Genomic DNA, 22,754 nt, shown 5'->3' with positions numbered 1-22,754 from the left:
AGTTTTCCGATCCATTACCCTTGGGCATCGTGACGAACACGCCGCAGCCTGTACCTGCCTCGCAACCCATCCCTGATTCGACCGCCGCCATGAAGTCGGCCGTGAAGTGGGGTGTGATGGGGCTGATCGCGCTGGCCGTGGTCGGCGCGCTCCTGGGCGGGCTCTTCGCCGGTAAGGAAGGCGTCTACGGCGCTCTGATCGGCGCAGCCGTCGGCGGCGGGTTCATCTTGTTCACGGCGTTGGGCGTGCTGCTCACAGCGAAGCTGCCTGCGCTCACGGCCGGTGCCGTTCTGCTCGGTACCTGGCTGCTGAAGATGATTCTCGCGATGGTGGTTCTCTTTGTCCTCTCGGACATGGATTTCTACAACAAGACCGCCCTCGTCCTGGTCATCATCATGTCGCTGGTCGTGGTGCTCGGTGCGGAGACTTACGGCGTCCTGGGAACCAAAACTCCGTACGTCGATCCCGCTCCCAGCAGCAACGTCGACGACGACGAGTAGTACTACAAGAGGTAACTAATCGGACTTCCAGGTACCCCATCTACACAATGTCGTAGATGACTTGATAAGGTTCGGTTCAAGCGAGAGCAATGGTGGGCCGAGTAACACTCAGCCGACGATGCCATGTGCTCGCAGGTGGTCGAAATTCTGACCACTGAGTCGACGAGAGTCGCCGACACCGACAGACGCCAGGCCCCTCTAGGGTTCTCCAGCTGCTGACGAATGCGCGAGTCGAACTTGTCGACTTGTAGATCGTCAATGTCCGATCGAACCGCAGTCAATGATGGCTGCGGACCGACTACGGGAGAGAACGCTGAGCGTCACCACCCTGGCCGCGGATGAATTCCATGCGCCGTCACTAGACGATTTTTTCCCGCCCTCCGTGTTGATTCACGCGGGCCCCTTCGAGCTCGACCGTCTGATGCTGATTCGTCTGCTGATGTCGGTGCTGGTCGCAGCCTTCTTCGTGATCGCAATGCGCAGCCCTCGACTGGTTCCCCGTGGACTGCAGAACGCAGCTGAGCTCGCGCTCGACTTCGTTCGTATCAACATCGCCGAGGAGATCCTGGGCAAGGAACAGGGCAAGCGCTTCCTGCCGGTCATCACGACGATCTTCTTCATCGTGGTCGCCAGCAACCTGGCCAGCGTCATTCCCTTCCTGAACATCTCGCCGAACGCACGAATCGGTATGCCGCTGGTACTCGCAGCGCTCGCCTACATCGTGTTCAACTACGTGGGAATCAAGAAGTACGGCTTCTTCAAGTACGTCAAGAGCAGCATCGTCGTTCCCGGCGTCCCGCTGCCCCTGCACTTCCTGTTGGTGCCCATCGAGTTCATCTCGACCTTCATCCTGCGCCCGTTCACGCTGATGGTTCGTCTCATGGCCAACATGTTGGCCGGCCACATCCTGCTGGTGCTGTTCTTCAGCGCGACGAACTACTTCTTCTTCGTGTCCGGCGGATTCCAGGCGATCTTCGGTGTTCCGTCGATCATTGCCGGTATCGCATTCACGTTCTTCGAGCTGCTGGTCATCTTCCTGCAGGCTTACGTGTTCGCGCTGCTGACCGCGGTGTACATCGATCTGGCGCTCCACGCCGACGAGCACTGACCTTTTACCTCCTCACCAGCTACACCAAGAACTGAGCCTCTTGCCGAATCCGGCGGAGGTCAACAGAAAGGGAATGGAACACCATGAGCATCGCTTACCTCGCTCAGGAAGTTGTCGAGACCAAGTCGCGCGGCTACGGAGCCATCGGCTACGGCCTCGCAGCAATCGGCCCCGGCATCGGCGTGGGCATCGTTGTGGGCAAGGCAATCGAAGGCATGGTCCGCCAGCCCGAGATGGCCGGCCAGGTTCGTACCACCATGTTCCTCGGTATTGCATTCACCGAGGCCCTCGCGCTGATCGGCCTCGTCGCCGGCTTCATCTTCTAAGACCGACATGGCAGCCACCATCGCAATTCTCGCGGCGGAGGGGACGACTGAACACAATCCCCTCATCCCCGAGACATACGACATCGTGTGGTCCGCGGTCGCGCTCGTAGTAGTTGGTTTCGTCTTCTGGAAGCTCGTTCTTCCGAAGTTCCAGAAGGTCTTGGCCGAACGCACCGAGCAGATCGAGGGCGGCATCAAGAAAGCCGAAGACGCACAGGCGGAGGCAGCAGCAGCGCTCGAGCAGTACCGCGCGCAGCTCGCCGAAGCTCGTACCGAGGCAGCGCAGATCCGTGAGGAAGCGCGTACCCAGGGTCAGCAGATCATCGCTGACATGAAGGTTCAGGCGCAGGACGAGAGCGACCGCATCGTGGCCGCAGGCCACAGCCAGCTCGTCGCCCAGCGTCAGCAGATTGTCGCTGAGCTCCGCTCGGATCTCGGCAAGACCGCTGTAGACCTGGCCGAGAAGGTTATCGGGGAGTCCCTCGCCGACGACGTGAAGCGCGCCGGAACGGTTGATCGTTTCCTCAACGAGCTCGACACCGTCAGCGCTGATTCAGCCAGGAAGTGAGCAACATGTACGCAGCGAGCCGTGAAGCCTTGGCGCAGACTCGTTCTGCGCTGAGCAGTGCCCTGGGCGCCGTCTCTGCAGGAGCCGCAACTGCTGCTTCTGCTCAGGCTGGGTCCGAGCTCTTCTCGGTGGTCGAGGTACTCGACGGCCAGCGCGCTCTTCGCAGCGCGCTGGCTGACGCTTCGGCACCGGCCGCTGGTCGCCAGGCTTTGGCAGAGCAGTTGTTCTCCGGAAAGGTCGGCGCCGAGGCGCTCGCCACCGTGAAGGCAGCTGCAGGCCAGGACTGGTCTGCGGCCCGCGACTTGGTCAACTCGCTCGAACTGCTCGGACGCGAAGCTCTGCTCCGCGCCGCAGCCGATCAGAGCCAGTTGGACACCGTTGAGGACGAGCTCTTCCGTCTCGGTCGCATCGTGGCAGGGGATCCCAGCCTGGAGCAGACGCTCTCGGATCTGTCGGTTCCCGCAGCCCGCAAGCGTGAGTTCCTCTCCCGCTTGCTCTACGGCAAGGTCACCGCGGTCACCGAGGCACTCGCCGGACAGGCTGTCGGCCGGTTGAAGTCTGCACCCGCAGACACTTTCGATCAGCTGTCGAATCTTGCCGCAGCGCAGCGCGATACCACCGTTGCTCACGTTCGCAGCGCCTCGGCGTTGAGCTCGGAGCAGTCGGATCGCTTGGCGAGCACTCTTACCCGCACCTACGGGAAGCCGGTAGCAGTGCACGTCGAGGTCGATCCAGAACTCCTCAGCGGCTTGGTCGTCCGGGTGGGCGACGAGGTTATCGACGGCAGCGCAGCGGGTCGACTCGCAGCACTGCGGAAGAACCTCAAGTAGTCCTTCAGCCGAACACATACTCCAGATCTTTTCGAAGACCAGACACCGAGAGCAGGAAAAACATGGCGGAGCTGACGATCTCCTCCGACGAGATCCGTAGCGCGATCGACAACTACACCGCGAGCTACTCCCCGGAGGCCTCCCGTGAGGAGGTCGGCACAGTGACCGACACCAGTGACGGCATTGCGCACGTCTCTGGCCTGCCTTCGGCTATGTCCAACGAGCTGTTGGAGTTCCCCGGTGGAATCGTCGGCGTCGCGCTCAACCTGGATGCCACCGAAATCGGTGCCGTCATCCTTGGCGATTACCAGAACATTCAAGAAGGCCAGGAAGTAAAGCGCACGGGCGACGTTCTGTCGGTTCCCGTCGGCGATGCTTTCCTCGGCCGCGTCATCGACCCGCTGGGTGCGCCCATCGACGGCCTCGGCGAGATCGAGAGCACCGAGAACCGTGCACTCGAGCTCCAGGCTGCTTCGGTGCTCGAGCGCCAGCCGGTCGAAGAGCCGCTCCAGACCGGTATCAAGGCTATCGACGCCATGACCCCGATCGGCCGCGGCCAGCGCCAGCTCATCATCGGCGACCGCAAGACCGGCAAGACCGCGGTCTGCATCGACGCCATCCTGAACCAGAAGGCCAACTGGGATTCCGGCGATGTCAACAAGCAGGTGCGCTGCATCTACGTTGCCATCGGTCAGAAGGGTTCCACCATCGCGGGCGTCAAGGCTGCCCTCGAGGAGAAGGGCGCGATGGAGTACACCACCATCGTTGCTGCTCCGGCATCTGATTCCGCAGGCTTCAAGTGGCTCGCACCGTACACCGGCTCGGCCATCGGCCAGCACTGGATGTACCAGGGCAAGCACGTTCTGGTCGTGTTCGACGACCTGACCAAGCAGGCAGAGGCGTACCGCGCCATCTCGCTGCTGCTGCGTCGCCCGCCGGGACGCGAGGCTTACCCCGGTGACGTCTTCTACTTGCACTCCCGTCTGCTGGAGCGTTCGGCGAAGCTGTCCGACGCACTCGGCGGTGGCTCGCTGACGGCTCTGCCGATCATCGAGACCAAGGCGAACGACGTCTCGGCTTACATCCCGACCAACGTCATCTCCATCACCGACGGTCAGGTGTTCCTCGAGTCCGACCTGTTCAACAAGGGCGTTCGCCCCGCGATCAACGTCGGTATCTCGGTCTCCCGCGTCGGCGGCGCTGCACAGACCAAGGGCATGAAGAAGGTTTCCGGTTCGCTGCGTCTGGAACTGGCTCAGTTCCGTGAGCTCGAAGCGTTCTCCGCCTTCGCTTCCGACCTCGACGCTGCCTCCAAGGCTCAGCTCGAGCGCGGCGCCCGTCTGGTCGAACTGCTCAAGCAGGATCAGTACAGCCCGATCCCCGTCGAGGACCAGATCGTCTCGATCTACCTGGCCGGCGAAGGCATCTTCGACAGCGTTCCGATCGGCGACGTCCGTCGCTTCGAGAAGGAACTGCTCGAAGACCTCAAGCACTCGGCTGCTGGCGTCTACTCCAGCATCAACGGCGGTAAGGCACTCGATGCCGACAACGCTGCTGAGCTGATCGCCGCGACGAACAAGTTCAAGGAAGGCTTCATCGCATCCGACGGAAGCCGGGTCGTGAACGAAGCCGAGGCTGACGCTTTGGGCGCCGACGAGGTCGCGAACGAGCAGATCAACGTCAAGCGCAAGACCGTCAGCAAGTGACGTACGCGCCCATGACACTGCGAATTCCGAAGGGAGAGTGATTGATCGATGGCGAGCATTCTCGAATTGCGGTCTCGTATCAAGTCGGTCAACTCGACCAAGAAGATCACCAAGGCACAGGAACTGATCGCGACTTCGCGTATCACCAAGGCTCAGATTCGCGTCGCCGCGTCCAAGCCATATGCCGAGGAGATCACGAAGGTACTCACCGAATTGGCGAGTGCGTCTGCTTCGCTCGATCACCCGTTGCTCAACGAGCGTCCGGAGCCCAAGCGGGCAGCGGTCCTCGTTGTCACCAGTGACCGCGGCATGTGTGGTGGCTACAACTCCAACGTCCTCAAGCAGGCAGAAGAGCTCATGGCTCTCCTCCGCAGCGAGGGCAAGGAGCCGGTCGTGTACGTGCTCGGTTCCAAGGGGCTCGGCTACTACACGTTCCGCGGCCGCGACATCGGTGCTGCGTGGACGGGCTTCTCGCAGGATCCGGGTTACTCGGATGCCGCGAAGGCCAGCCGCCACCTGGTGGAGCTGTTCATGGCTGGTTCGGGTAACCAGGTTGCCGCTCCGAACGGTGAAGGCACGATCGAGGGCGTCGACGAACTCCATATCGTCTACACCCGCTTCGTGTCGATGCTGACGCAGACTCCCGAGGTTCGCCGTATGGCTCCTCTCGAGGTCTTCGTGTCGGAAGAGCGCATCGAACTCGGTGACGACATGCTGACCAACGGCCACGACGACGACCATGACAATGGCCCCGTCGCGGACTTCAGCTTCGAGCCCGAGCCCGAGAAGCTTCTCGGCGCTCTTCTCCCGAAGTACGTCAGCACTCGTATCTTCTCGTCGCTTCTCGATGCTGCGGCATCGGAGTCGGCAGCCCGTCGTACTGCCATGAAGGCCGCGACGGACAACGCAAACGAACTGGTGAACACGTTGAGCCGTCAGGCCAACCAGGCTCGCCAGGCCCAGATCACCCAGGAAATCAGCGAGATCGTCGGCGGCGCCAACGCGCTCGCCTCGAGCGCAGGAAGTGACTAGCACATGACCGCAGCAGTAACCGAAAACAACGGGGCAGGTTCGGCTTCGGCCGTAGCCGGCCGCGTCGTGCGGGTCATCGGTCCCGTCGTGGACGTTGAATTCCCGCGTGGCGCTGTTCCTGAACTGTTCAACGCCCTGAACGCCGAGATCACGCTTCCCTCGGTCGCCAAGACGCTGACGCTCGAGGTTGCACAGCACCTCGGTGACAACCTGGTCCGCACCGTCTCCATGCAGCCCACCGACGGCCTCGTCCGCGGCACTGCAGTGACCGACTCGGGCAAGCCGATCTCGGTTCCCGTCGGTGACGTCGTCAAGGGCCACGTGTTCAACGCCCTGGGCGATTGCCTCGACACCCCCGGCCTCGGCCGCGACGGCGAGCAGTGGGGCATCCACCGCAAGCCACCAGCCTTCGATCAGCTCGAAGGTAAGACCGAGATCCTCGAGACCGGCATCAAGGTCATCGACCTTCTCACCCCGTACGTCAAGGGTGGAAAGATCGGCCTGTTCGGTGGCGCCGGCGTCGGCAAGACCGTTCTGATCCAGGAAATGATCACGCGTATCGCTCGCGAGTTCTCGGGCACCTCGGTGTTCGCAGGCGTCGGTGAGCGTACCCGTGAGGGCACCGACCTCCACCTGGAAATGGAAGAGATGGGCGTCCTCCAGGACACCGCCCTTGTCTTCGGCCAGATGGACGAGCCGCCCGGAACGCGTATGCGCGTCGCCCTGTCCGCACTGACGATGGCGGAGTACTTCCGCGACGTCCAGGGCCAGGACGTTCTGCTGTTCATCGACAACATCTTCCGCTTCACGCAGGCAGGCTCCGAGGTTTCCACCCTCCTCGGCCGTATGCCTTCGGCAGTGGGCTACCAGCCCACGCTGGCGGACGAGATGGGTGAGCTCCAGGAGCGCATCACCTCGACTCGCGGTCGCTCGATCACCTCGCTGCAGGCTATTTACGTGCCCGCCGACGACTACACCGACCCCGCGCCGGCTACGACCTTCGCGCACCTCGATGCCACCACCGAGCTTTCGCGCCCGATTTCGCAGATGGGTATCTACCCCGCTGTGGATCCGCTGAGCTCGACCTCCCGCATCCTGGAGCCCGGCATCGTCGGTGCCGAGCACTTCCGCGTCGCCAACGAGGTCAAGCGCATTCTGCAGAAGTACAAGGAACTGCAGGACATCATCGCCATCCTCGGTATGGACGAGCTTCAGGAAGAGGACAAGGTCCTCGTCGGCCGCGCCCGTCGTATCCAGAAGTTCCTCGGCCAGAACTTCATCGTTGCCGAGAAGTTCACCGGTGAGCCCGGCTCCGTCGTGCCGCTCCGCGACACGATCGAAGCCTTCGACCGCGTCTGCAAGGGCGAGTTCGATCACCTGCCCGAGCAGGCATTCAACAGCTGCGGTGGACTCGACGACGTCGAGGCTGCAGCCAAGAAGATGGCCGGGAAGTAGTCCACGATGGCTGAGATGACCGTAGAACTCGTTGCCGTCGAGCAGCGCTTGTGGTCTGGTTCGGCGACGCTGGTCAGCGCTCAGACCACCGAGGGTGAAATCGGAATCATGCCTGGGCATGAGCCGGTCCTCGGCCAGCTGATCGAGGGCGGAACCGTGTCGATCACCTCGGTCGACGGCGAGCGTATCGTTGCTGCGGTACACGGAGGATTTCTCTCCGTCACTGCGACGACGGTGACGATCCTTGCCGAGTCCGCGGACATGGCACAGGACATCGACGTCGAGGCAGCCAAGGCTGTCTTGGCCGAGAACTCGGGCGACCTCGAAGCGATTGCGGTCGCCAAGGGTCAGCTCCGGGCCGTCGAGCGCGCGTAAGTTACTCGAGTAAAGCCGCGACGGGAGCCGACGAACAGTGATATTCGGAATGACTGTGTTGATCATTCTGGTTGTGCTGCTCGCGGTTCTCGTCGCGGCTTTTCTGTATCGTCTGCTGGTTCTGCGTCGCGGCGGTACCGCTGCACTGCTTCGTGTTCTGCCATCTCCGGGGGACAGCGGGTGGCGTCACGGAATCATTCGCTACGGCGAAAGCACCTTTGTCTTTTTCAAACTGTCGAGTCTGCGGCCGGGCCCGGACTCCAGGATCGATCGTCAAGGTATCGAGGTCGAGAGCCGTCGTTCTCCCTCGGGTACCGAATTCGACATCATGAGCGACGACATCGTCGTGGTCAAGGTCAATGACGGCTCGTCGGCCTACGAAATCGCTTTGGACAGTGGAGCATTGACAGCGTTCCTGTCCTGGGTGGAATCTCGGCCGGACGGGCGCGCCCGTAGGCGACGCACCGCCTGACCGGTCCCGCTCAAGCCCCGGCGCCGGGCTTCCAGAGCACATCGCCTTCAGGATTTGCCACTCTTCCCATGATGAAGAGCAGATCCGACAATCTGTTGAGGTATTTCGCGGGGAGCACGCTCGTGTCCTCCGGGTTCGCATTGATGGCGGACCAAGCCGCACGCTCAGCACGCCGCGAGACGGTTCTTGCTACGTGAAGCAGGGCTCCCAAGGCGGTTCCGCCCGGCAGAATGAACGAATTCAACTGTGCCAGTTGCTCATTGAGTTCATCGCACCATCCTTCGAGTCGATCGATGTAGGACTGAGTCACTCGTAGCGGCGGGTACTTCGGGTTCTCGACCACGGGGGTGGACAAGTCGGCCCCTGCGTCGAAAAGGTCGTTCTGGATCTGGCGCAGCATTGCGAGGAGATTCTCCGGGGGAGTGCCGAGGGCAACGGCCACACCGATCGCTGCATTGGTCTCGTCGCAATCCGCGTAGGCGATCAGACGCGGATCGTTCTTGGACACGCGGGAAAAATCGCTGAGGCCCGTGGTCCCGTCGTCGCCGGTCCGGGTGTAGATCTTCGTCAGGTGAACAGACATAGGGCTACGGTACCGGCGCGGTGCCGACGAGGTTGTGGCTCTAGGCTGTGAACCGTGAGTGAGCACTTTCTTGTGACCGGGGGTAACCGCCTCGAAGGTGAAGTACTGGTGGGAGGGGCCAAGAACAGTGTGCTGAAGCTGATGGCCGCGGCGCTGTTGGCCGAAGGCACCACTGTCGTGACCAACTGCCCGGACATTCTCGACGTACCGCTGATGGCGGACGTTCTGCGAGGTCTGGGCTGCGAAGTCGAACTCGAAGATTCCGAAGTGCGGATCACGACGCCGGCCGAGCCGAAGTATCACGCTGACTTCGATGCGGTGAAACAGTTCCGAGCGTCAGTGTGTGTTCTCGGTCCGCTGGTCGCGCGTTGTCGACGCGCTGTTGTTGCCTTGCCTGGCGGTGACGCCATCGGTTCGAGGCCCCTCGACATGCACCAATCCGGGCTCCGCCTGTTGGGTGCGCGCAGCGAGATCGAACACGGATGTGTAGTTGCCGAGGCAGACGACCTGCATGGAGCGAACATCCGCCTGGTCTTCCCGTCTGTGGGTGCAACCGAGAACATCTTGATGGCAGCGGTCCTCGCCCGTGGTGAGACAGTGATCGACAACGCTGCACGTGAGCCCGAGATCGTGGATCTGTGCAACATGCTCAACGAGATGGGCGCCAAGGTATCTGGCGGCGGAAGTTCGACGCTCACCATTCAAGGCGTCCGCAAGTTGGAACCGACTACGCACCGCGTCATCGGTGACCGGATCGTTGCCGCAACATGGGGTGTCGCTGCCTCCATGACCAGGGGTGACGTCCGAGTTCGCGGGGTGAACCACAAGCATCTCGGGTTGGTCCTCGACAAGCTTCGGACAGCCGGCGCGGAGGTGACTCCCGAGGTCGACGGCTTCCGTGTCATCCAGCGCGAACGGCCTAAGGCGGTCAATTTCGCAACCTTGCCTTACCCCGGATTCCCGACCGACCTGCAGCCGATGGCAATCGGTTTGGCTGCGGTTGCCGAGGGCACGTCGATGATCACCGAGAACGTATTCGAATCGCGTTTCCGATTTGTCGAGGAAATGATCCGACTCGGCGCCGACGCTCGTACTGACGGTCACCATGCGGTGATCCGCGGAGTTCCAGTGCTGTCGAGTGCACCGGTGTGGTCTTCGGACATTCGGGCCGGCGCCGGGCTCGTGCTTGCGGGGTTGGTTGCGGACGGAACCACCGAAGTCCACGACATCTTCCACATCGACCGTGGGTACCCGCGATTCGTCGAGAATCTCCGTGGACTCGGGGGAGTGATCGAGCGGGTGGGCTCCGAATAGGTTCGGTGCTCGGCGTCACACTCGGGTCTATTCGCGATTGGCAGATAGGCGCAACAGGCTGACCTGGCCTTAGCCGGCCAATCGCTGTAGTGACCAGGCGATTTGTGAATTGATTGAAGGTTCGCGTAACTTATTCCAAGTCAGAGCGACACGGACACCGACTCCCGCCTTCACGGCGAGTGACACGAGGTTGTACGAAGTGCCTGGCGAACACAATCCAGTTTTTCTCACGGGGTTCCGGTTTGCGCCGGTGGCCAGGTTGGGATAGGCTGGAAAAGTTGCCCCGGAGCGGCGGCCATTGGGTCGTGGTGATGGTGTGTGCGTGTTCTTTGAGAACTCAACAGTGTGTCGATGAATGTCAGTGCCAAAATTTTTTGGTACTTCGCATGTCGGATGATGTTCCGGGCCTTCGGGTTTCGGTTCTGATGTTCGGGGTGTGAGTATTTTTCGTCGGTGATTGTTCATTCTTCCGTCTGAATGGTTGCCGACACATTTTTTGCTAGTTGAGTTTTTTTGCTAGTGATTTGACTCTTTTTGTCTATGACTGATTAGCCGGCCTTCGGGTTGGTGATATCTAGAGTCTTCAACGGAGAGTTTGATCCTGGCTCAGGACGAACGCTGGCGGCGTGCTTAACACATGCAAGTCGAGCGGTAAGGCCTTTCGGGGTACACGAGCGGCGAACGGGTGAGTAACACGTGGGTGATCTGCCCTGCACTTCGGGATAAGCCTGGGAAACTGGGTCTAATACCGGATATGACCTCCTATCGCATGGTGGGTGGTGGAAAGATTTATCGGTGCAGGATGGGCCCGCGGCCTATCAGCTTGTTGGTGGGGTAATGGCCTACCAAGGCGACGACGGGTAGCCGACCTGAGAGGGTGACCGGCCACACTGGGACTGAGACACGGCCCAGACTCCTACGGGAGGCAGCAGTGGGGAATATTGCACAATGGGCGAAAGCCTGATGCAGCGACGCCGCGTGAGGGATGACGGCCTTCGGGTTGTAAACCTCTTTCAGCAGGGACGAAGCGCAAGTGACGGTACCTGCAGAAGAAGCACCGGCTAACTACGTGCCAGCAGCCGCGGTAATACGTAGGGTGCAAGCGTTGTCCGGAATTACTGGGCGTAAAGAGTTCGTAGGCGGTTTGTCGCGTCGTTTGTGAAAACCAGCAGCTCAACTGCTGGCTTGCAGGCGATACGGGCAGACTTGAGTACTGCAGGGGAGACTGGAATTCCTGGTGTAGCGGTGAAATGCGCAGATATCAGGAGGAACACCGGTGGCGAAGGCGGGTCTCTGGGCAGTAACTGACGCTGAGGAACGAAAGCGTGGGTAGCGAACAGGATTAGATACCCTGGTAGTCCACGCCGTAAACGGTGGGCGCTAGGTGTGGGTTCCTTCCACGGAATCCGTGCCGTAGCTAACGCATTAAGCGCCCCGCCTGGGGAGTACGGCCGCAAGGCTAAAACTCAAAGGAATTGACGGGGGCCCGCACAAGCGGCGGAGCATGTGGATTAATTCGATGCAACGCGAAGAACCTTACCTGGGTTTGACATATACCGGAAAGCTGCAGAGATGTGGCCCCCCTTGTGGTCGGTATACAGGTGGTGCATGGCTGTCGTCAGCTCGTGTCGTGAGATGTTGGGTTAAGTCCCGCAACGAGCGCAACCCCTATCTTATGTTGCCAGCACGTTATGGTGGGGACTCGTAAGAGACTGCCGGGGTCAACTCGGAGGAAGGTGGGGACGACGTCAAGTCATCATGCCCCTTATGTCCAGGGCTTCACACATGCTACAATGGCCAGTACAGAGGGCTGCGAGACCGTGAGGTGGAGCGAATCCCTTAAAGCTGGTCTCAGTTCGGATCGGGGTCTGCAACTCGACCCCGTGAAGTCGGAGTCGCTAGTAATCGCAGATCAGCAACGCTGCGGTGAATACGTTCCCGGGCCTTGTACACACCGCCCGTCACGTCATGAAAGTCGGTAACACCCGAAGCCGGTGGCTTAACCCCTTGTGGGAGGGAGCCGTCGAAGGTGGGATCGGCGATTGGGACGAAGTCGTAACAAGGTAGCCGTACCGGAAGGTGCGGCTGGATCACCTCCTTTCTAAGGAGCATCTCTTTCGCTCGCTGCACACAGGTGTGGTTGAGGAAAGCAGAGGCCATTTCGTTCCCGTATGTGGAACGGTGGTTGCTCATGGGTGGATCGCTGACAAACTTGATCGTCGTACGGTTTCTCCTCTGTGGGAAACCGACGAACAATATATCGACATACTGTTGGGTCCTGAGAGAACACGCGAGTGTTTCCTCGAAGGAAGTAACGACAATGTTCAGGCGCGGTCATACCGCAAGAATTTTTTCTTGTTGGTGTCTGCTTGGAGCCTGAGTGTTGTGTGTTGTTTGAGAACTGCACAGTGGACGCGAGCATCTTTGTTGTAAGTAATGAAGAGCGTACGGTGGATGCCTTGGCACCAGGAGCCGATGAAGGACGTAGGAGGCTGCGATAAGCCTCGGGGAGCTGTCAACCGAGCTGTGATCCGAGGATGTCCGAATGGGGAAACCCAGCACGAGTGATGTCGTGTTACCCGCGCCTGAATATATAGGGCGTGTGGAGGGAACGTGGGGAAGTGAAACATCTCAGTACCCACAGGAAGAGAAAACAACCGTGATTCCGTGAGTAGTGGCGAGCGAAAGCGGAAGAGGCTAAACCATGGGTGTGTGATAGCCGGCAGGTGTTGCATTCGTGGGGTTGTGGGGTTCATTTTGTCAATACTGCCGTGTTGGCCAACAGTAAGAAATCACAGGGTTAGTGGAAGTGGTCTGGAACGGCCTGTCGTAGAGGGTGAGAATCCCGTACACGAAAACTTTGTGACTGTTGTAATGGAAACCCAAGTAGCACCGGGCCCGTGAAATCTGGTGTGAATCTGTCGGGACCACCCGATAAGCCTGAATACTCCCTGGTGACCGATAGCGGACTAGTACCGTGAGGGAAAGGTGAAAAGTACCCCGGGAGGGGAGTGAAATAGTACCTGAAACCGTGCGCTTACAATCCGTCAGAGCCTTCGAGCAGTTTACTGTTGGGGGTGATGGCGTGCCTTTTGAAGAATGAGCCTGCGAGTTAGTGGCATGTCGCGAGGTTAACCCGTGTGGGGTAGCCGTAGCGAAAGCGAGTCCGAATAGGGCGATCGTAGTGGCATGCTCTAGACCCGAAGCGGAGTGATCTACCCATGGCCAGGTTGAAGCGACGGTAAGACGTCGTGGAGGACCGAACCCACTTAGGTTGAAAACTGAGGGGATGAGTTGTGGGTAGGGGTGAAAGGCCAATCAAACTCCGTGATAGCTGGTTCTCCCCGAAATGCATTTAGGTGCAGCGTCGCGTGTTTCTCACCGGAGGTAGAGCTACTGGATGGTCTAGGGGGCCCACAAGCTTACCGAAATCAGCCAAACTCCGAATGCCGGTGAGTGAGAGCGCGGCAGTGAGACTGCGGGCGATAAGGTTCGTAGTCGAGAGGGAAACAGCCCAGATCGCCAGCTAAGGTCCCTAAGCGTGTACTAAGTGGAAAAGGATGTGGGGTCGCGAAGACAACCAGGAGGTTGGCTTAGAAGCAGCCACCCTTGAAAGAGTGCGTAATAGCTCACTGGTCAAGTGATCCTGCGCCGACAATGTAGCGGGGCTCAAGTACACCACCGAAGCTGCGGCATTCACGCAATAGCCCCCAGTTGATCCACGGATTTTCTGGCAGGTGTGTGGATGGGTAGGGGAGCGTCGTGTGGCCATGGAAGCGGCAGGGTGACCTAGCCGTGGAGGCCACACGAGTGAGAATGCAGGCATGAGTAGCGAAAGACGAGTGAGAAACTCGTCCGCCGAATGACCAAGGGTTCCTGGGCCAGGTTAATCCGCCCAGGGTGAGTCGGGACCTAAGACGAGGCCGACAGGCGTAGCCGATGGACAACGGGTTGATATTCCCGTACCCGTGTGAACGCGCCCATGGTGAATCAGTGATACTAACCATCCTGAAGCCACGAGAAGACCTTCGGGTCTCGAGTTGGTGGATGCATGGGACCTGATCTGGTAGTAGCCAAGCGATGGGGTGACGCAGGAAGGTAGCTGAGCCAGTCAGTGGTAATACTGGTGTAAGCGTGTAGGGCGTGACCTAGGCAAATCCGGGTCGCACATAGCCTGAGACGTGATGCGTAGCCGATTGAGGCGAATTCAGTGATCCTATGCTGCCGAGAAAAGCCTCTAGCGAGCTTTCACACGGCCCGTACCCCAAACCGACACAGGTGGTCAGGTAGAGAATACTAAGGCGATCGAGATAACTATGGTTAAGGAACTCGGCAAAATGCCCCCGTAACTTCGGGAGAAGGGGGGCCCTGTCTGGTGACGACATTTACTGTCTGAGCTGGGTGGGGCCGCAGAGACCAGTGAGAAGCGACTGTTTACTAAAAACACAGGTCCGTGCGAAGTCGTAAGACGATGTATACGGACTGACGCCTGCCCGGTGCTGGAAGGTTAAGAGGACCGGTTAGTTCCTTCGGGAGCGAAGCTGAGAATTTAAGCCCCAGTAAACGGCGGTGGTAACTATAACCATCCTAAGGTAGCGAAATTCCTTGTCGGGTAAGTTCCGACCTGCACGAATGGCGTAACGACTTCTCAGCTGTCTCAACCGTAGACTCGGCGAAATTGCATTACGAGTAAAGATGCTCGTTACGCGCGGCAGGACGAAAAGACCCCGGGACCTTCACTACAGCTTGGTATTGGTGTTCGGTTCGGTTTGTGTAGGATAGGTGGGAGACTGTGAAGCGGTGACGCCAGTTATCGTGGAGTCGTTGTTGAAATACCACTCTGATCGAATTGGACCTCTAACCTCGGACCATGATCTGGTTCAGGGACAGTGCCTGGTGGGTAGTTTAACTGGGGCGGTTGCCTCCCAAAATGTAACGGAGGCGCCCAAAGGTTCCCTCAGCCTGGTTGGCAATCAGGTGTCGAGTGCAAGTGCACAAGGGAGCTTGACTGTGAGACTGACAGGTCGAGCAGGGACGAAAGTCGGGACTAGTGATCCGGCACCGGCAAGTGGAAGCGGTGTCGCTCAACGGATAAAAGGTACCCCGGGGATAACAGGCTGATCTTCCCCAAGAGTCCATATCGACGGGATGGTTTGGCACCTCGATGTCGGCTCGTCGCATCCTGGGGCTGGAGTAGGTCCCAAGGGTTGGGCTGTTCGCCCATTAAAGCGGCACGCGAGCTGGGTTTAGAACGTCGTGAGACAGTTCGGTCTCTATCCGCCGCGCGCGTTAGAAACTTGAGGAAGGCTGTCCCTAGTACGAGAGGACCGGGACGGACGAACCTCTGGTGTGCCAGTTGTTCCGCCAGGAGCACCGCTGGTTAGCTACGTTCGGAAGGGATAACCGCTGAAAGCATCTAAGCGGGAAGCCTGTTCCAAGATGAGGTTTCTCACCCCCTCGAGGGGGTAAGGCCCCCGGCAGACCACCGGGTTGATAGGCCAGAACTGGAAGTGCAGTAATGCATGTAGGTGACTGGTACTAATAGGCCGAGGACTTACCACAAAGAAGCTACGCGTCCACTGTGCGGTATCTGAAACAACACACAGATACTGATGAGAAACCCTGTTTCTCCATCCCCCAACACCAGAAACTGGTGTTGACGGGTGGTGAAACCAGGTGATCAGAAGAAGGTTACTGTGACAGTTTCATAGAGTTACGGCGGTCATAGCGAAGGGGAAACGCCCGGTCCCATTCCGAACCCGGAAGCTAAGCCCTTCAGCGCCGATGGTACTGCACTCGACAGGGTGTGGGAGAGTAGGACACCGCCGAACACAACTTGAGAAGCCCCCCAACCAGTACTGGTTGGGGGGCTTTCTCGTACCCAAAACACCCCACCCCGCCAACACCCGAAAGCACCGCCGCCGGCACCCTCTGATCGAGTGAACGGTACGTTCGTCGCCTCAGATCGACCGAACGTACCGTTCACACCATCAGGGGCGGGCACGCCGCCGGCACCCCGGCATGGAGTGAACGGCACTCTCACCCTCTTAGGCGAGGGGAACGGTACGTTCACACCATCAGGGGCGGGAACACGACTGAGGACGACAGGCACTTTGCCCGGATCAGTCGATGCCGTCGGCGGTGGCAGTCGCATACTTCGGCCGGCCAGCCGGCAGATACCTCTGAATCGTCACGCCCTTTGATGTGGCTCGCGATTCGGCCAGCTCTAGTGCGATGTCCGGTCCGGAGTCGGGAAACAGTCGCGTGCCCTGGCCTACCACCACCGGAACGATCAGCAGGATCATCTCGTCGACAAGATCGTTCGCGAAAAGCCAGCGGCACAGGTTGCCACTGCCGTGCACCTGAAGCTCACCGCCGGGTCTGGCTTTCAGTTCGCCGATCGCTGTGGCGGTGTCACCTGAAAGGGCCGTGGTGTTCTTCCATTGCGGATCGGTGAGCGTCGTCGACGCAAGGTACTTGGGCCGCGAATTCAGTGCGCTTGCAATGGGGTTGACGTCGGGATTCTCGAACGCGCCCCAATAGCCGGCGAAGATCTCGTACGTGTGTCGCCCGAACAGGAACGCGTCAGCGCGCTGGTAGACCTGGACGAGGTAATCCATGGCTTCGGTGTCCACCAATGGCGCGGACCAGCCGCCCCGCTCGAATCCACCTCGCCGATCTTCGTCCGGCCCACCGAGTCCTTGCATCACCCCGTCGAGAGTGGCGATGGTAAAGGTCGTCAGTTTCATAGTCGTACCCATCTCCCAGGCGTCGTCGGATTTCCGCTGTGCCGATATAGACCGTCGAGAAGCGGGAAAGTCATCGAGCGAACGTGGCGTTGATCGCCTTGGACCGACCGAACGTGCCGTTCGCTCAGGGGGGAGGTGGGGTCAGGGCTGAACGGGCACGGAGTCTGACGGGCTGGTCTCGGACTCCAGGGCGTCGCACGGAATCGCGAGCTCGGTCTGTTCGAGGCGGCCGCGAAGGGTGATGTTCTCGGTGATCGACCACTGTGCAGCCTCGGCGCTGTCAGCGGCAGCCACAGCCCGACCGGATGCGGCGACGTTACCCGGAACCGTCTTGGCAACTTCGGACAGTCGCGCCGCTTCGTTGACGGGATCACCGATGACGGTGTACTCGAATCTTTCTCGCGCACCGACGTTCCCGGCTACGGCAACACCTGCGGCGACGCCGATTCCCGCGCTCACTTCCGGAACCTCGGCACGCAGGCGCTGCTGAATCTTGCGGGCAGCGGCGAGTGCGCTGCCGGCGTGATCGTCGAGTGTCGTCGGCGCTCCGAAGATCGCCAGCGCTGCGTCGCCCTCGAACTTGTTGACGAATCCGCCGTGTGCGTCGACCTCGTCGACTATGACGTCGAAGAAACGGTTGAGTAGAGCGACCACCGCCGTAGGGGAGTTGGTGGCCGCGATGGTGGTCGATCCGATGACGTCGACGAAGAGTACGGCAACGTCACGTTCTTCACCGCCGAGTTCCGGGTTTCGGCGAACCGCGTTTGCGGCAACCTCGTGTCCGACGTGGCGCCCGAAGAGGTCGCGTATTCGCTCTCGCTCGCGCAGACCCTCGGCCATGCGATTGAAGCCGGCCTGCAGTAGTCCCAGTTCCGTTCCGTCGTACACGACGACGGACGCGGTGAGGTCGCCACGGGTGACTTGTTCCATTCCTCGTCGCACGGACCGAATGGGGGCCGCGGCGGACCGGATGTTGATGTATGTCAGCCCGAGTCCGACGCACAGAGTGATCCCGCCGATGACGAGTATCGCGGTCGCGAGGGCTTGCCACGAAGCAGGCCGGATGAAGCTGAAGACCGCTACGAGCATCAAGCCGGTGACGGGGACTCCGCTTCCGAGCAGCCAGACGAGGATTGTCCGGCCGGTCAGTCCGAGAACGGCAGCCTTGCGGGGTGCTCCGGATTCGAGTGCACGCGCAGCAATCGGGCGGAGTGCGAACTCGCTGAGCAGGTAGCAGAAGGCGCACGTGGTGATACCGCTGAAAGCCACGGTGAACAGAACTTTCGGAATGGTATCGGGGTCGACGATTCCGTACATTGTCGTGAAGGTGATGAGCGCGGCCGTCCACAGGACGGCTTGCACTCGGGTCAGTCGCCACGGCCCGCGCAGCGCCGCGCGTTGATTCTGCTCTGTCGGTGGGTGATCCTCGGTGGCCCATCGAAGATCCCGCATCAGCCGTTTGGTGCCCCACAGCAGTCCGATGAGAAAGACACACCCGATGAAGACGGGCACGGCAATGAAGTTGATCCATGCGAATTCGGGGTGGATGATCGCGGGTCCGGGAACCACGAATCCGATGAGCACGATCGCCAGTACCGCTCCGATCAGGTTTGTGACCAGGAGGGGCGCGGTGAGTAGTGCCTGGACGCGGATTCGGCGGCGCCTGGGGCTTTCGTCGGTGGATCCGAGCAGCCACGACCCCAGGGGCGCACTCGGGACACGGCTTCGCTGCATAGTGTGTCGAGAGTAGTCGTAATGATCGCTTAGGGTGGTCCGGTGCGCCTAGTTATTGCTCGTTGCCGTGTCGACTATGTGGGACGCCTGACCTCCCACCTCCCTACCGCAAGACGACTGCTGTTGGTCAAAGCCGACGGCTCGGTCAGTATCCATGCCGACGATCGGGCGTACAAGCCGCTCAACTGGATGAGTCCGCCGTGCTGGTTGGTCGAGACCACCGGGGACGGCGACGACATCCTGTGGGTCGTCACCAACAAGGCAGGCGAGGAACTCCGGATCACTCTCGAAGAGGTCGAGCACGATTCGTCGTATGAACTCGGCCTTGATCCGGGTTTGATCAAGGACGGTGTCGAGGCACACCTTCAAGAACTTCTGGCGGAGCATGTCGAGACGCTCGGCCCCGGCTACACGTTGGTGCGACGTGAGTACATGACGGCCATCGGGCCGGTCGACCTTCTGGTCCGAGACGCGGACGGTGCATCGGTGGCGGTGGAGATCAAGCGTCGCGGCGAGATCGACGGCGTCGAGCAGTTGACGCGCTACCTCGAATTGCTCAACCGCGATCCGCTGCTCGCGCCGGTCACGGGAGTTTTTGCAGCGCAACAGATCAAGCCGCAGGCAAAGACTTTGGCCAACGACCGTGGGATCCGTTGCCTGGTCCTTGACTACGAGGCCTTGCGGGGCACCGAAAGCACCGAGTTCCGCCTCTTCTGACGCTGTTTAGACTCGAACCATGCCGCGCCGCAAACCTTCGCCGAAGCAAACCCGTCGAACGGATACTCGGCGTGCTCGGGATTCGAGCGCGGAGTCGGCGTCACCAAGCGGCGTGTTGTTCGGCGGAGCGCTGGTCCGGGAGGAACCCGGGCCGGGCGGTGAAATGTACATGGTGAGGCCGATACCCGGCTCCAACGCGACGAAGTTCTATCGATGCCCCGGTTGTGATCACGACATCAGACCCGGCGTCGCTCACGTGGTGACGTGGCCTTCGGAACCGGGCGGCGCGAACGAGCGTCGACACTGGCATACCGGATGCTGGTCAGGCCGCGGTACGCGCAGCCTGACCAGACGGTGGTCCTGAGCGTCGATCAGTTCCTGGACTGGGCTCGCTGCTCGACGGCGCGGGTGTCGATCTCGGCGGTGTTCGTCTCGTCCGAGTCCTCGAGAACGTCGTCTTCGTCGATACTCGGTTCTGATTTGACCGGATCTGCGTCGACCTTATCTGCGTCGGCCTTCTTGTCTTCGATCTCGAGATCTTCCTCGGCTTCGACGATGACCGGAGCGGGCGGTGCATCGAGGAGTTCGCTCTCCCGGTTGACCGATGCGAGCATAGCCGGAACCGAATCGAGTTGTCCGCGAATGCCCAAGAGCTGAGCCAGGATTCGGCCACGGAGAACGCGCAGTTCTTCGGTGAGTTCCTTCGCGTGAGCGATCTTGCGCTCGGACTGATCAGTGGCGGCCTGCAGCCTGCGCTGAGCCTCGTGCGACGCATCGGCGAGTCGACGCTCGGCCTCTGCTTTGCTCGACGACTCCAGCTCGTTGACGGCGGCGACGACCTTGGCGCGGCGCTCCGACATCGAGATGTCGAAGTCTTCGCGGATCTGAGTGCGCTTGGCCTCGGACTCGGCAGCCAGTCGATCCCGCTCGGCCTGCGCGGCTTCGACGATCCGGGCGGCTTCGGTACGGGCCTGCGCCATGGTCTGCTCGTGCATGGTTTCCATTGCGTTGCGACGGTCCTCGAGTTCGGCGATCAGCGACTCGTAGTGCCCACGTAGGCGAGCGCCGTCCTGTTCGGCGATGGAGGTCATCTCGGCTGCGTCGGCTTCGGCCTTCGCGCGCACCTCCGAGGCCTCGTCGGAGGCAAGGCGCAGCATGCGGCTGATGCGATCGCTCATGCCCTCCGCAGTGGTGGGCGGTACCGAGAGGCGGTCGACGTCCTTGCGGAGGTCGTCGATGTCGTCGCGTGCATCGTCGAGCTGCTTGGCGAGGTCACGGGCCTGCGCAGCGGCAGCATCACGATCTGCCGCGGTAACTCGCAGCTCCGCGTCGAATCGCTCGAAGTAGTTACGTACCTCGTCGCGGTCGTATCCCTTCCGTGCGATCTGGAACGGAAGTTGGATCGAACCGCGGTCCTGCTCGTATGCCATGGCGACAATCTACCTGGCATACGAGCTGGAGTCGGGTCTGCTAGTGGCTCGCGTCGGGTTCGACCAGTTCCACCAGGACGCCGCCGGCGTCCTTCGGGTGAATGAAGTTGATGCGCGAGTTGGCCGTACCGCGTCGGGGAGCGTCGTACAGCAACCGAACCCCGCGGTCGCGAAGTTCGGCGGAGATGGCGTCGATGTCGGTGACCCGGTAGGCGAGCTGCTGGAGTCCGGGGCCGCTTCGGTCGATGAACTTGGCGATGGTCGAGTTCTCGTCCAGAGGCGCGAGCAGTTGAACGGCAGTGGATCCGGCGGGGGAGCCGACGACGGAGAGCATAGCCTCACGCACGCCCTGCGATTCGTTGATTTCCTCGTGGGTCGACACCATGCCCAGGTGCTGCGTGTACCACTCGATTGCCACGTCGAGATCGGGCACCGCGATTCCGACGTGATCGATCGCGACGACGAGGTCGGACGACAAAGGTGCGAGTGCAGAACTGGGGGAGGTCTGTGTCATACCTTTCACGGTAGCGCTACCGTTTGAGGAGTACACGTCGGGATGTGACTTGGCTCTTAGGCCGCACGGAACCGACGACTATCTCTCTTTTGCAGCCGGAGGAAATCGTGACCAGTTCTGTGATTGTTGCGGGAGCTCGTACCCCGATGGGTCGACTCCTCGGATCGTTGAAAGACCTCTCCGGGTCCGACCTCGGCGGCATCGCCATCAAAGGCGCCCTCGACAAGTCCTCAGTCGCACCCGAACAGGTCGACTACGTCATCATGGGACAGGTCCTCACCGCCGGCGCCGGCCAGATGCCCGCCCGCCAAGCCGCCGTCGCCGCCGGCATCCCCATGAACGTCCCCGCCCTGAGCATCAACAAAGTGTGCCTCTCCGGCATCGACGCCATCGCCCTCGCCGACCAACTCATCCGCGCCGGCGAATTCGACATCGTCGTCGCCGGCGGGCAGGAATCGATGTCCCGCGCACCCCACATGCTCGAAAAAAGCCGCGAAGGCTTCAAATACGGCGACGTCACCCTCCGCGACCACATGGCCTACGACGGCCTCCACGACATCTTCACCGACCAGGCCATGGGCCTGCTCACCGAACAAGTCAACCAACACGAAACCGCCCACATCACCCGCGCCGAGCAGGACGCCTTCGCCGCCGCCTCACACCAGAACGCGGCCCGCGCCTGGAAAGACGGCCTCTTCGACAACGAAGTCGTCCCCGTCTCCATCCCCCAACGCAAGGGCGAGCCCATCGTCTTCGCCCAGGACGAAGGCATCCGCGCCGACACCACCACCGAATCCCTCGGCAAACTGCGTCCCGCGTTCAGCAAAAACGGCACCATCACCGCCGGCTCCGCCTCCCCGATCTCCGACGGCGCCGCCGCCGTGATCGTGATGAGCAAAACCAAAGCCGAAGAACTCGGCCTGACCTGGATCGCGGAAATCGGCGCCCACGGCGTCGTCGCCGGACCCGACTCCACCCTCCAGTCCCAACCCGCCCGGGCCATCGCCAAAGCCTGCGCGAAGGAAGGCATCGACCCCACCGACCTCGACCTCGTCGAAATCAACGAAGCATTCGCCGCCGTCGGGATCGCCTCCACCCGCGAACTCGGCCTCGACCCCGCCAAGGTCAACGTCAACGGCGGCGCCATCGCCGTCGGCCACCCCCTCGGCATGTCCGGCGCCCGCATCGCCCTGCACCTCGCCCTCGAACTGCAACGCCGCGGCGGCGGCATCGGCGCAGCCGCACTCTGCGGCGGCGGCGGACAAGGCGACGCACTCATCGTCCGCGTCCCCAAGGCCTGAGTGTCTAAATACACCTGAACGAGCGCTCTCGCTCTGCGAC

Annotated in this window: 19 protein-coding genes and 3 rRNA genes; 17 read left to right on the top strand and 5 right to left on the bottom strand. The window is 61.0% G+C overall.

Annotated elements, in window-relative coordinates; all coding sequences use genetic code 11:
* Positions 1-29 precede the first annotated feature (29 nt).
* The 10 genes from ACVZUB_RS19375 to ACVZUB_RS19330 all read left to right on the top strand — a co-directional run bounded on the left by ACVZUB_RS19375 (position 30) and on the right by ACVZUB_RS19330 (position 8,372).
* Positions 30-500 carry a Cg1360 family ATP-synthase-associated protein gene (locus tag ACVZUB_RS19375; protein ID WP_030537336.1) on the top strand — a complete coding sequence of 157 codons (471 nt, stop codon included), beginning with the start codon at positions 30-32 and terminating at the stop codon, positions 498-500.
* Between the two features lie 280 nt (positions 501-780).
* A complete protein-coding gene (gene atpB, locus ACVZUB_RS19370; RefSeq protein WP_003941403.1) occupies positions 781-1,608 on the top strand; it encodes a F0F1 ATP synthase subunit A in 828 nt (275 codons plus the stop codon).
* Positions 1,609-1,691: 83 nt separating this feature from the next.
* Positions 1,692-1,934: an ATP synthase F0 subunit C gene (locus ACVZUB_RS19365; RefSeq protein ID WP_003941327.1), complete on the top strand. Its 243-nt coding sequence runs from the start codon at positions 1,692-1,694 to the stop codon at positions 1,932-1,934.
* 7 nt (positions 1,935-1,941) lie between these two features.
* Positions 1,942-2,502 (top strand): F0F1 ATP synthase subunit B, encoded by a 561-nt coding sequence (locus tag ACVZUB_RS19360; RefSeq protein WP_003941337.1) that lies wholly within the window; start codon positions 1,942-1,944, stop codon positions 2,500-2,502.
* Positions 2,503-2,507: 5 nt separating this feature from the next.
* A complete protein-coding gene (locus tag ACVZUB_RS19355; protein WP_003941304.1) occupies positions 2,508-3,332 on the top strand; it encodes a F0F1 ATP synthase subunit delta in 825 nt (274 codons plus the stop codon).
* 62 nt (positions 3,333-3,394) lie between these two features.
* The gene (gene atpA / locus ACVZUB_RS19350; RefSeq protein ID WP_007726218.1) at positions 3,395-5,038 is read left to right on the top strand and encodes a F0F1 ATP synthase subunit alpha; all 1,644 of its coding nucleotides are present in this window, start codon (positions 3,395-3,397) and stop codon (positions 5,036-5,038) included.
* Positions 5,039-5,086: 48 nt separating this feature from the next.
* Entirely contained in the window at positions 5,087-6,070 is a 984-nt protein-coding gene (locus ACVZUB_RS19345; protein ID WP_003941320.1) for a F0F1 ATP synthase subunit gamma, read from the top strand.
* A gap of 3 nt (positions 6,071-6,073) precedes the next feature.
* A complete protein-coding gene (gene atpD / locus ACVZUB_RS19340) occupies positions 6,074-7,525 on the top strand; it encodes a F0F1 ATP synthase subunit beta (RefSeq protein ID WP_003941349.1) in 1,452 nt (483 codons plus the stop codon).
* Between the two features lie 6 nt (positions 7,526-7,531).
* Complete coding sequence (locus ACVZUB_RS19335) at positions 7,532-7,900, top strand: F0F1 ATP synthase subunit epsilon (protein ID WP_003941287.1); 369 nt, start codon at positions 7,532-7,534, stop codon at positions 7,898-7,900.
* A 49-nt stretch (positions 7,901-7,949) separates the two neighbouring features.
* Positions 7,950-8,372 (top strand): DUF2550 domain-containing protein, encoded by a 423-nt coding sequence (locus tag ACVZUB_RS19330; RefSeq protein WP_029255703.1) that lies wholly within the window; start codon positions 7,950-7,952, stop codon positions 8,370-8,372.
* A 10-nt stretch (positions 8,373-8,382) separates the two neighbouring features.
* Here ACVZUB_RS19330 and ACVZUB_RS19325 read toward each other — a convergent pair whose 3' ends face one another.
* Positions 8,383-8,955, bottom strand: a complete 573-nt coding sequence (locus ACVZUB_RS19325) for a cob(I)yrinic acid a,c-diamide adenosyltransferase (protein ID WP_283552304.1) — start codon at positions 8,953-8,955, stop codon at positions 8,383-8,385.
* 54 nt (positions 8,956-9,009) lie between these two features.
* Here ACVZUB_RS19325 and murA point away from each other — a divergent pair, with 54 nt between their 5' ends.
* The 4 genes from murA to rrf all read left to right on the top strand — a co-directional run bounded on the left by murA (position 9,010) and on the right by rrf (position 16,100).
* A complete protein-coding gene (gene murA / locus ACVZUB_RS19320) occupies positions 9,010-10,269 on the top strand; it encodes a UDP-N-acetylglucosamine 1-carboxyvinyltransferase (protein WP_003941314.1) in 1,260 nt (419 codons plus the stop codon).
* 583 nt (positions 10,270-10,852) lie between these two features.
* Positions 10,853-12,370 (top strand): 16S ribosomal RNA (locus tag ACVZUB_RS19315).
* Positions 12,371-12,696: 326 nt separating this feature from the next.
* Positions 12,697-15,831: ribosomal RNA gene (locus tag ACVZUB_RS19310) — 23S ribosomal RNA — on the top strand.
* 152 nt (positions 15,832-15,983) lie between these two features.
* Positions 15,984-16,100: ribosomal RNA gene (gene rrf, locus ACVZUB_RS19305) — 5S ribosomal RNA — on the top strand.
* The 16S, 23S and 5S rRNA genes sit together here, the layout of an rRNA operon.
* 291 nt (positions 16,101-16,391) lie before the next feature.
* Here rrf and ACVZUB_RS19300 read toward each other — a convergent pair.
* On the bottom strand, positions 16,392-17,018 hold the full coding sequence (locus ACVZUB_RS19300) for a dihydrofolate reductase family protein (RefSeq protein WP_007733241.1): 627 nt from the start codon (positions 17,016-17,018) through the stop codon (positions 16,392-16,394).
* A 141-nt stretch (positions 17,019-17,159) separates the two neighbouring features.
* Positions 17,160-18,752, bottom strand: a complete 1,593-nt coding sequence (locus ACVZUB_RS19295; RefSeq protein WP_042452409.1) for an adenylate/guanylate cyclase domain-containing protein — start codon at positions 18,750-18,752, stop codon at positions 17,160-17,162.
* 42 nt (positions 18,753-18,794) lie between these two features.
* Here ACVZUB_RS19295 and nucS point away from each other — a divergent pair, with 42 nt between their 5' ends.
* Together nucS and ACVZUB_RS19285 are read left to right on the top strand one after the other, a co-directional pair.
* The gene (nucS, locus tag ACVZUB_RS19290) at positions 18,795-19,469 is read left to right on the top strand and encodes an endonuclease NucS (RefSeq protein WP_007733244.1); all 675 of its coding nucleotides are present in this window, start codon (positions 18,795-18,797) and stop codon (positions 19,467-19,469) included.
* A gap of 19 nt (positions 19,470-19,488) precedes the next feature.
* The gene (locus ACVZUB_RS19285; protein ID WP_054828484.1) at positions 19,489-19,833 is read left to right on the top strand and encodes a hypothetical protein; all 345 of its coding nucleotides are present in this window, start codon (positions 19,489-19,491) and stop codon (positions 19,831-19,833) included.
* 7 nt (positions 19,834-19,840) lie between these two features.
* Here ACVZUB_RS19285 and ACVZUB_RS19280 read toward each other — a convergent pair whose 3' ends face one another.
* Together ACVZUB_RS19280 and mce are read right to left on the bottom strand one after the other, a co-directional pair.
* Positions 19,841-20,899 carry a hypothetical protein gene (locus ACVZUB_RS19280; protein WP_007733248.1) on the bottom strand — a complete coding sequence of 353 codons (1,059 nt, stop codon included), beginning with the start codon at positions 20,897-20,899 and terminating at the stop codon, positions 19,841-19,843.
* Positions 20,900-20,939: 40 nt separating this feature from the next.
* Positions 20,940-21,413, bottom strand: coding sequence for a methylmalonyl-CoA epimerase (gene mce / locus ACVZUB_RS19275; RefSeq protein ID WP_007733251.1), 474 nt, complete (start codon positions 21,411-21,413; stop codon positions 20,940-20,942).
* A 107-nt stretch (positions 21,414-21,520) separates the two neighbouring features.
* Between mce and ACVZUB_RS19270 the strand changes: the two genes are divergently transcribed.
* Positions 21,521-22,714: an acetyl-CoA C-acetyltransferase gene (locus ACVZUB_RS19270; RefSeq protein WP_482627664.1), complete on the top strand. Its 1,194-nt coding sequence runs from the start codon at positions 21,521-21,523 to the stop codon at positions 22,712-22,714.
* Positions 22,715-22,754: the final 40 nt, after the last annotated feature.

It is taken from the genome of Rhodococcus sp. OS5 (assembly GCF_056837585.1).
Note: the sequence above shows the minus strand (reverse complement) of the source record. Positions and strands in the feature narration are given on the sequence as shown.

Excerpts from the sequence above, each read along its gene's own strand:
- ACVZUB_RS19355 (WP_003941304.1), top strand. The coding sequence starts at position 2,508 with ATGTACGCAGCGAGCCGTGAAGCCTTGGCGCAGACTCGTTCTGCGCTG.
- ACVZUB_RS19360 (WP_003941337.1), top strand. The coding sequence starts at position 1,942 with ATGGCAGCCACCATCGCAATTCTCGCGGCGGAGGGGACGACTGAACAC.
- ACVZUB_RS19300 (WP_007733241.1), bottom strand. The coding sequence starts at position 17,018 with ATGAAACTGACGACCTTTACCATCGCCACTCTCGACGGGGTGATGCAA.
- ACVZUB_RS19345 (WP_003941320.1), top strand. The coding sequence starts at position 5,087 with ATGGCGAGCATTCTCGAATTGCGGTCTCGTATCAAGTCGGTCAACTCG.
- atpB (WP_003941403.1), top strand. The coding sequence starts at position 781 with ATGATGGCTGCGGACCGACTACGGGAGAGAACGCTGAGCGTCACCACC.
- ACVZUB_RS19365 (WP_003941327.1), top strand. The coding sequence starts at position 1,692 with ATGAGCATCGCTTACCTCGCTCAGGAAGTTGTCGAGACCAAGTCGCGC.
- ACVZUB_RS19325 (WP_283552304.1), bottom strand. The coding sequence starts at position 8,955 with ATGTCTGTTCACCTGACGAAGATCTACACCCGGACCGGCGACGACGGG.
- ACVZUB_RS19295 (WP_042452409.1), bottom strand. The coding sequence starts at position 18,752 with ATGCAGCGAAGCCGTGTCCCGAGTGCGCCCCTGGGGTCGTGGCTGCTC.
- ACVZUB_RS19285 (WP_054828484.1), top strand. The coding sequence starts at position 19,489 with ATGCCGCGCCGCAAACCTTCGCCGAAGCAAACCCGTCGAACGGATACT.
- ACVZUB_RS19280 (WP_007733248.1), bottom strand. The coding sequence starts at position 20,899 with ATGGCATACGAGCAGGACCGCGGTTCGATCCAACTTCCGTTCCAGATC.
- ACVZUB_RS19335 (WP_003941287.1), top strand. The coding sequence starts at position 7,532 with ATGGCTGAGATGACCGTAGAACTCGTTGCCGTCGAGCAGCGCTTGTGG.
- ACVZUB_RS19330 (WP_029255703.1), top strand. The coding sequence starts at position 7,950 with ATGACTGTGTTGATCATTCTGGTTGTGCTGCTCGCGGTTCTCGTCGCG.
- atpA (WP_007726218.1), top strand. The coding sequence starts at position 3,395 with ATGGCGGAGCTGACGATCTCCTCCGACGAGATCCGTAGCGCGATCGAC.
- mce (WP_007733251.1), bottom strand. The coding sequence starts at position 21,413 with ATGACACAGACCTCCCCCAGTTCTGCACTCGCACCTTTGTCGTCCGAC.
- atpD (WP_003941349.1), top strand. The coding sequence starts at position 6,074 with ATGACCGCAGCAGTAACCGAAAACAACGGGGCAGGTTCGGCTTCGGCC.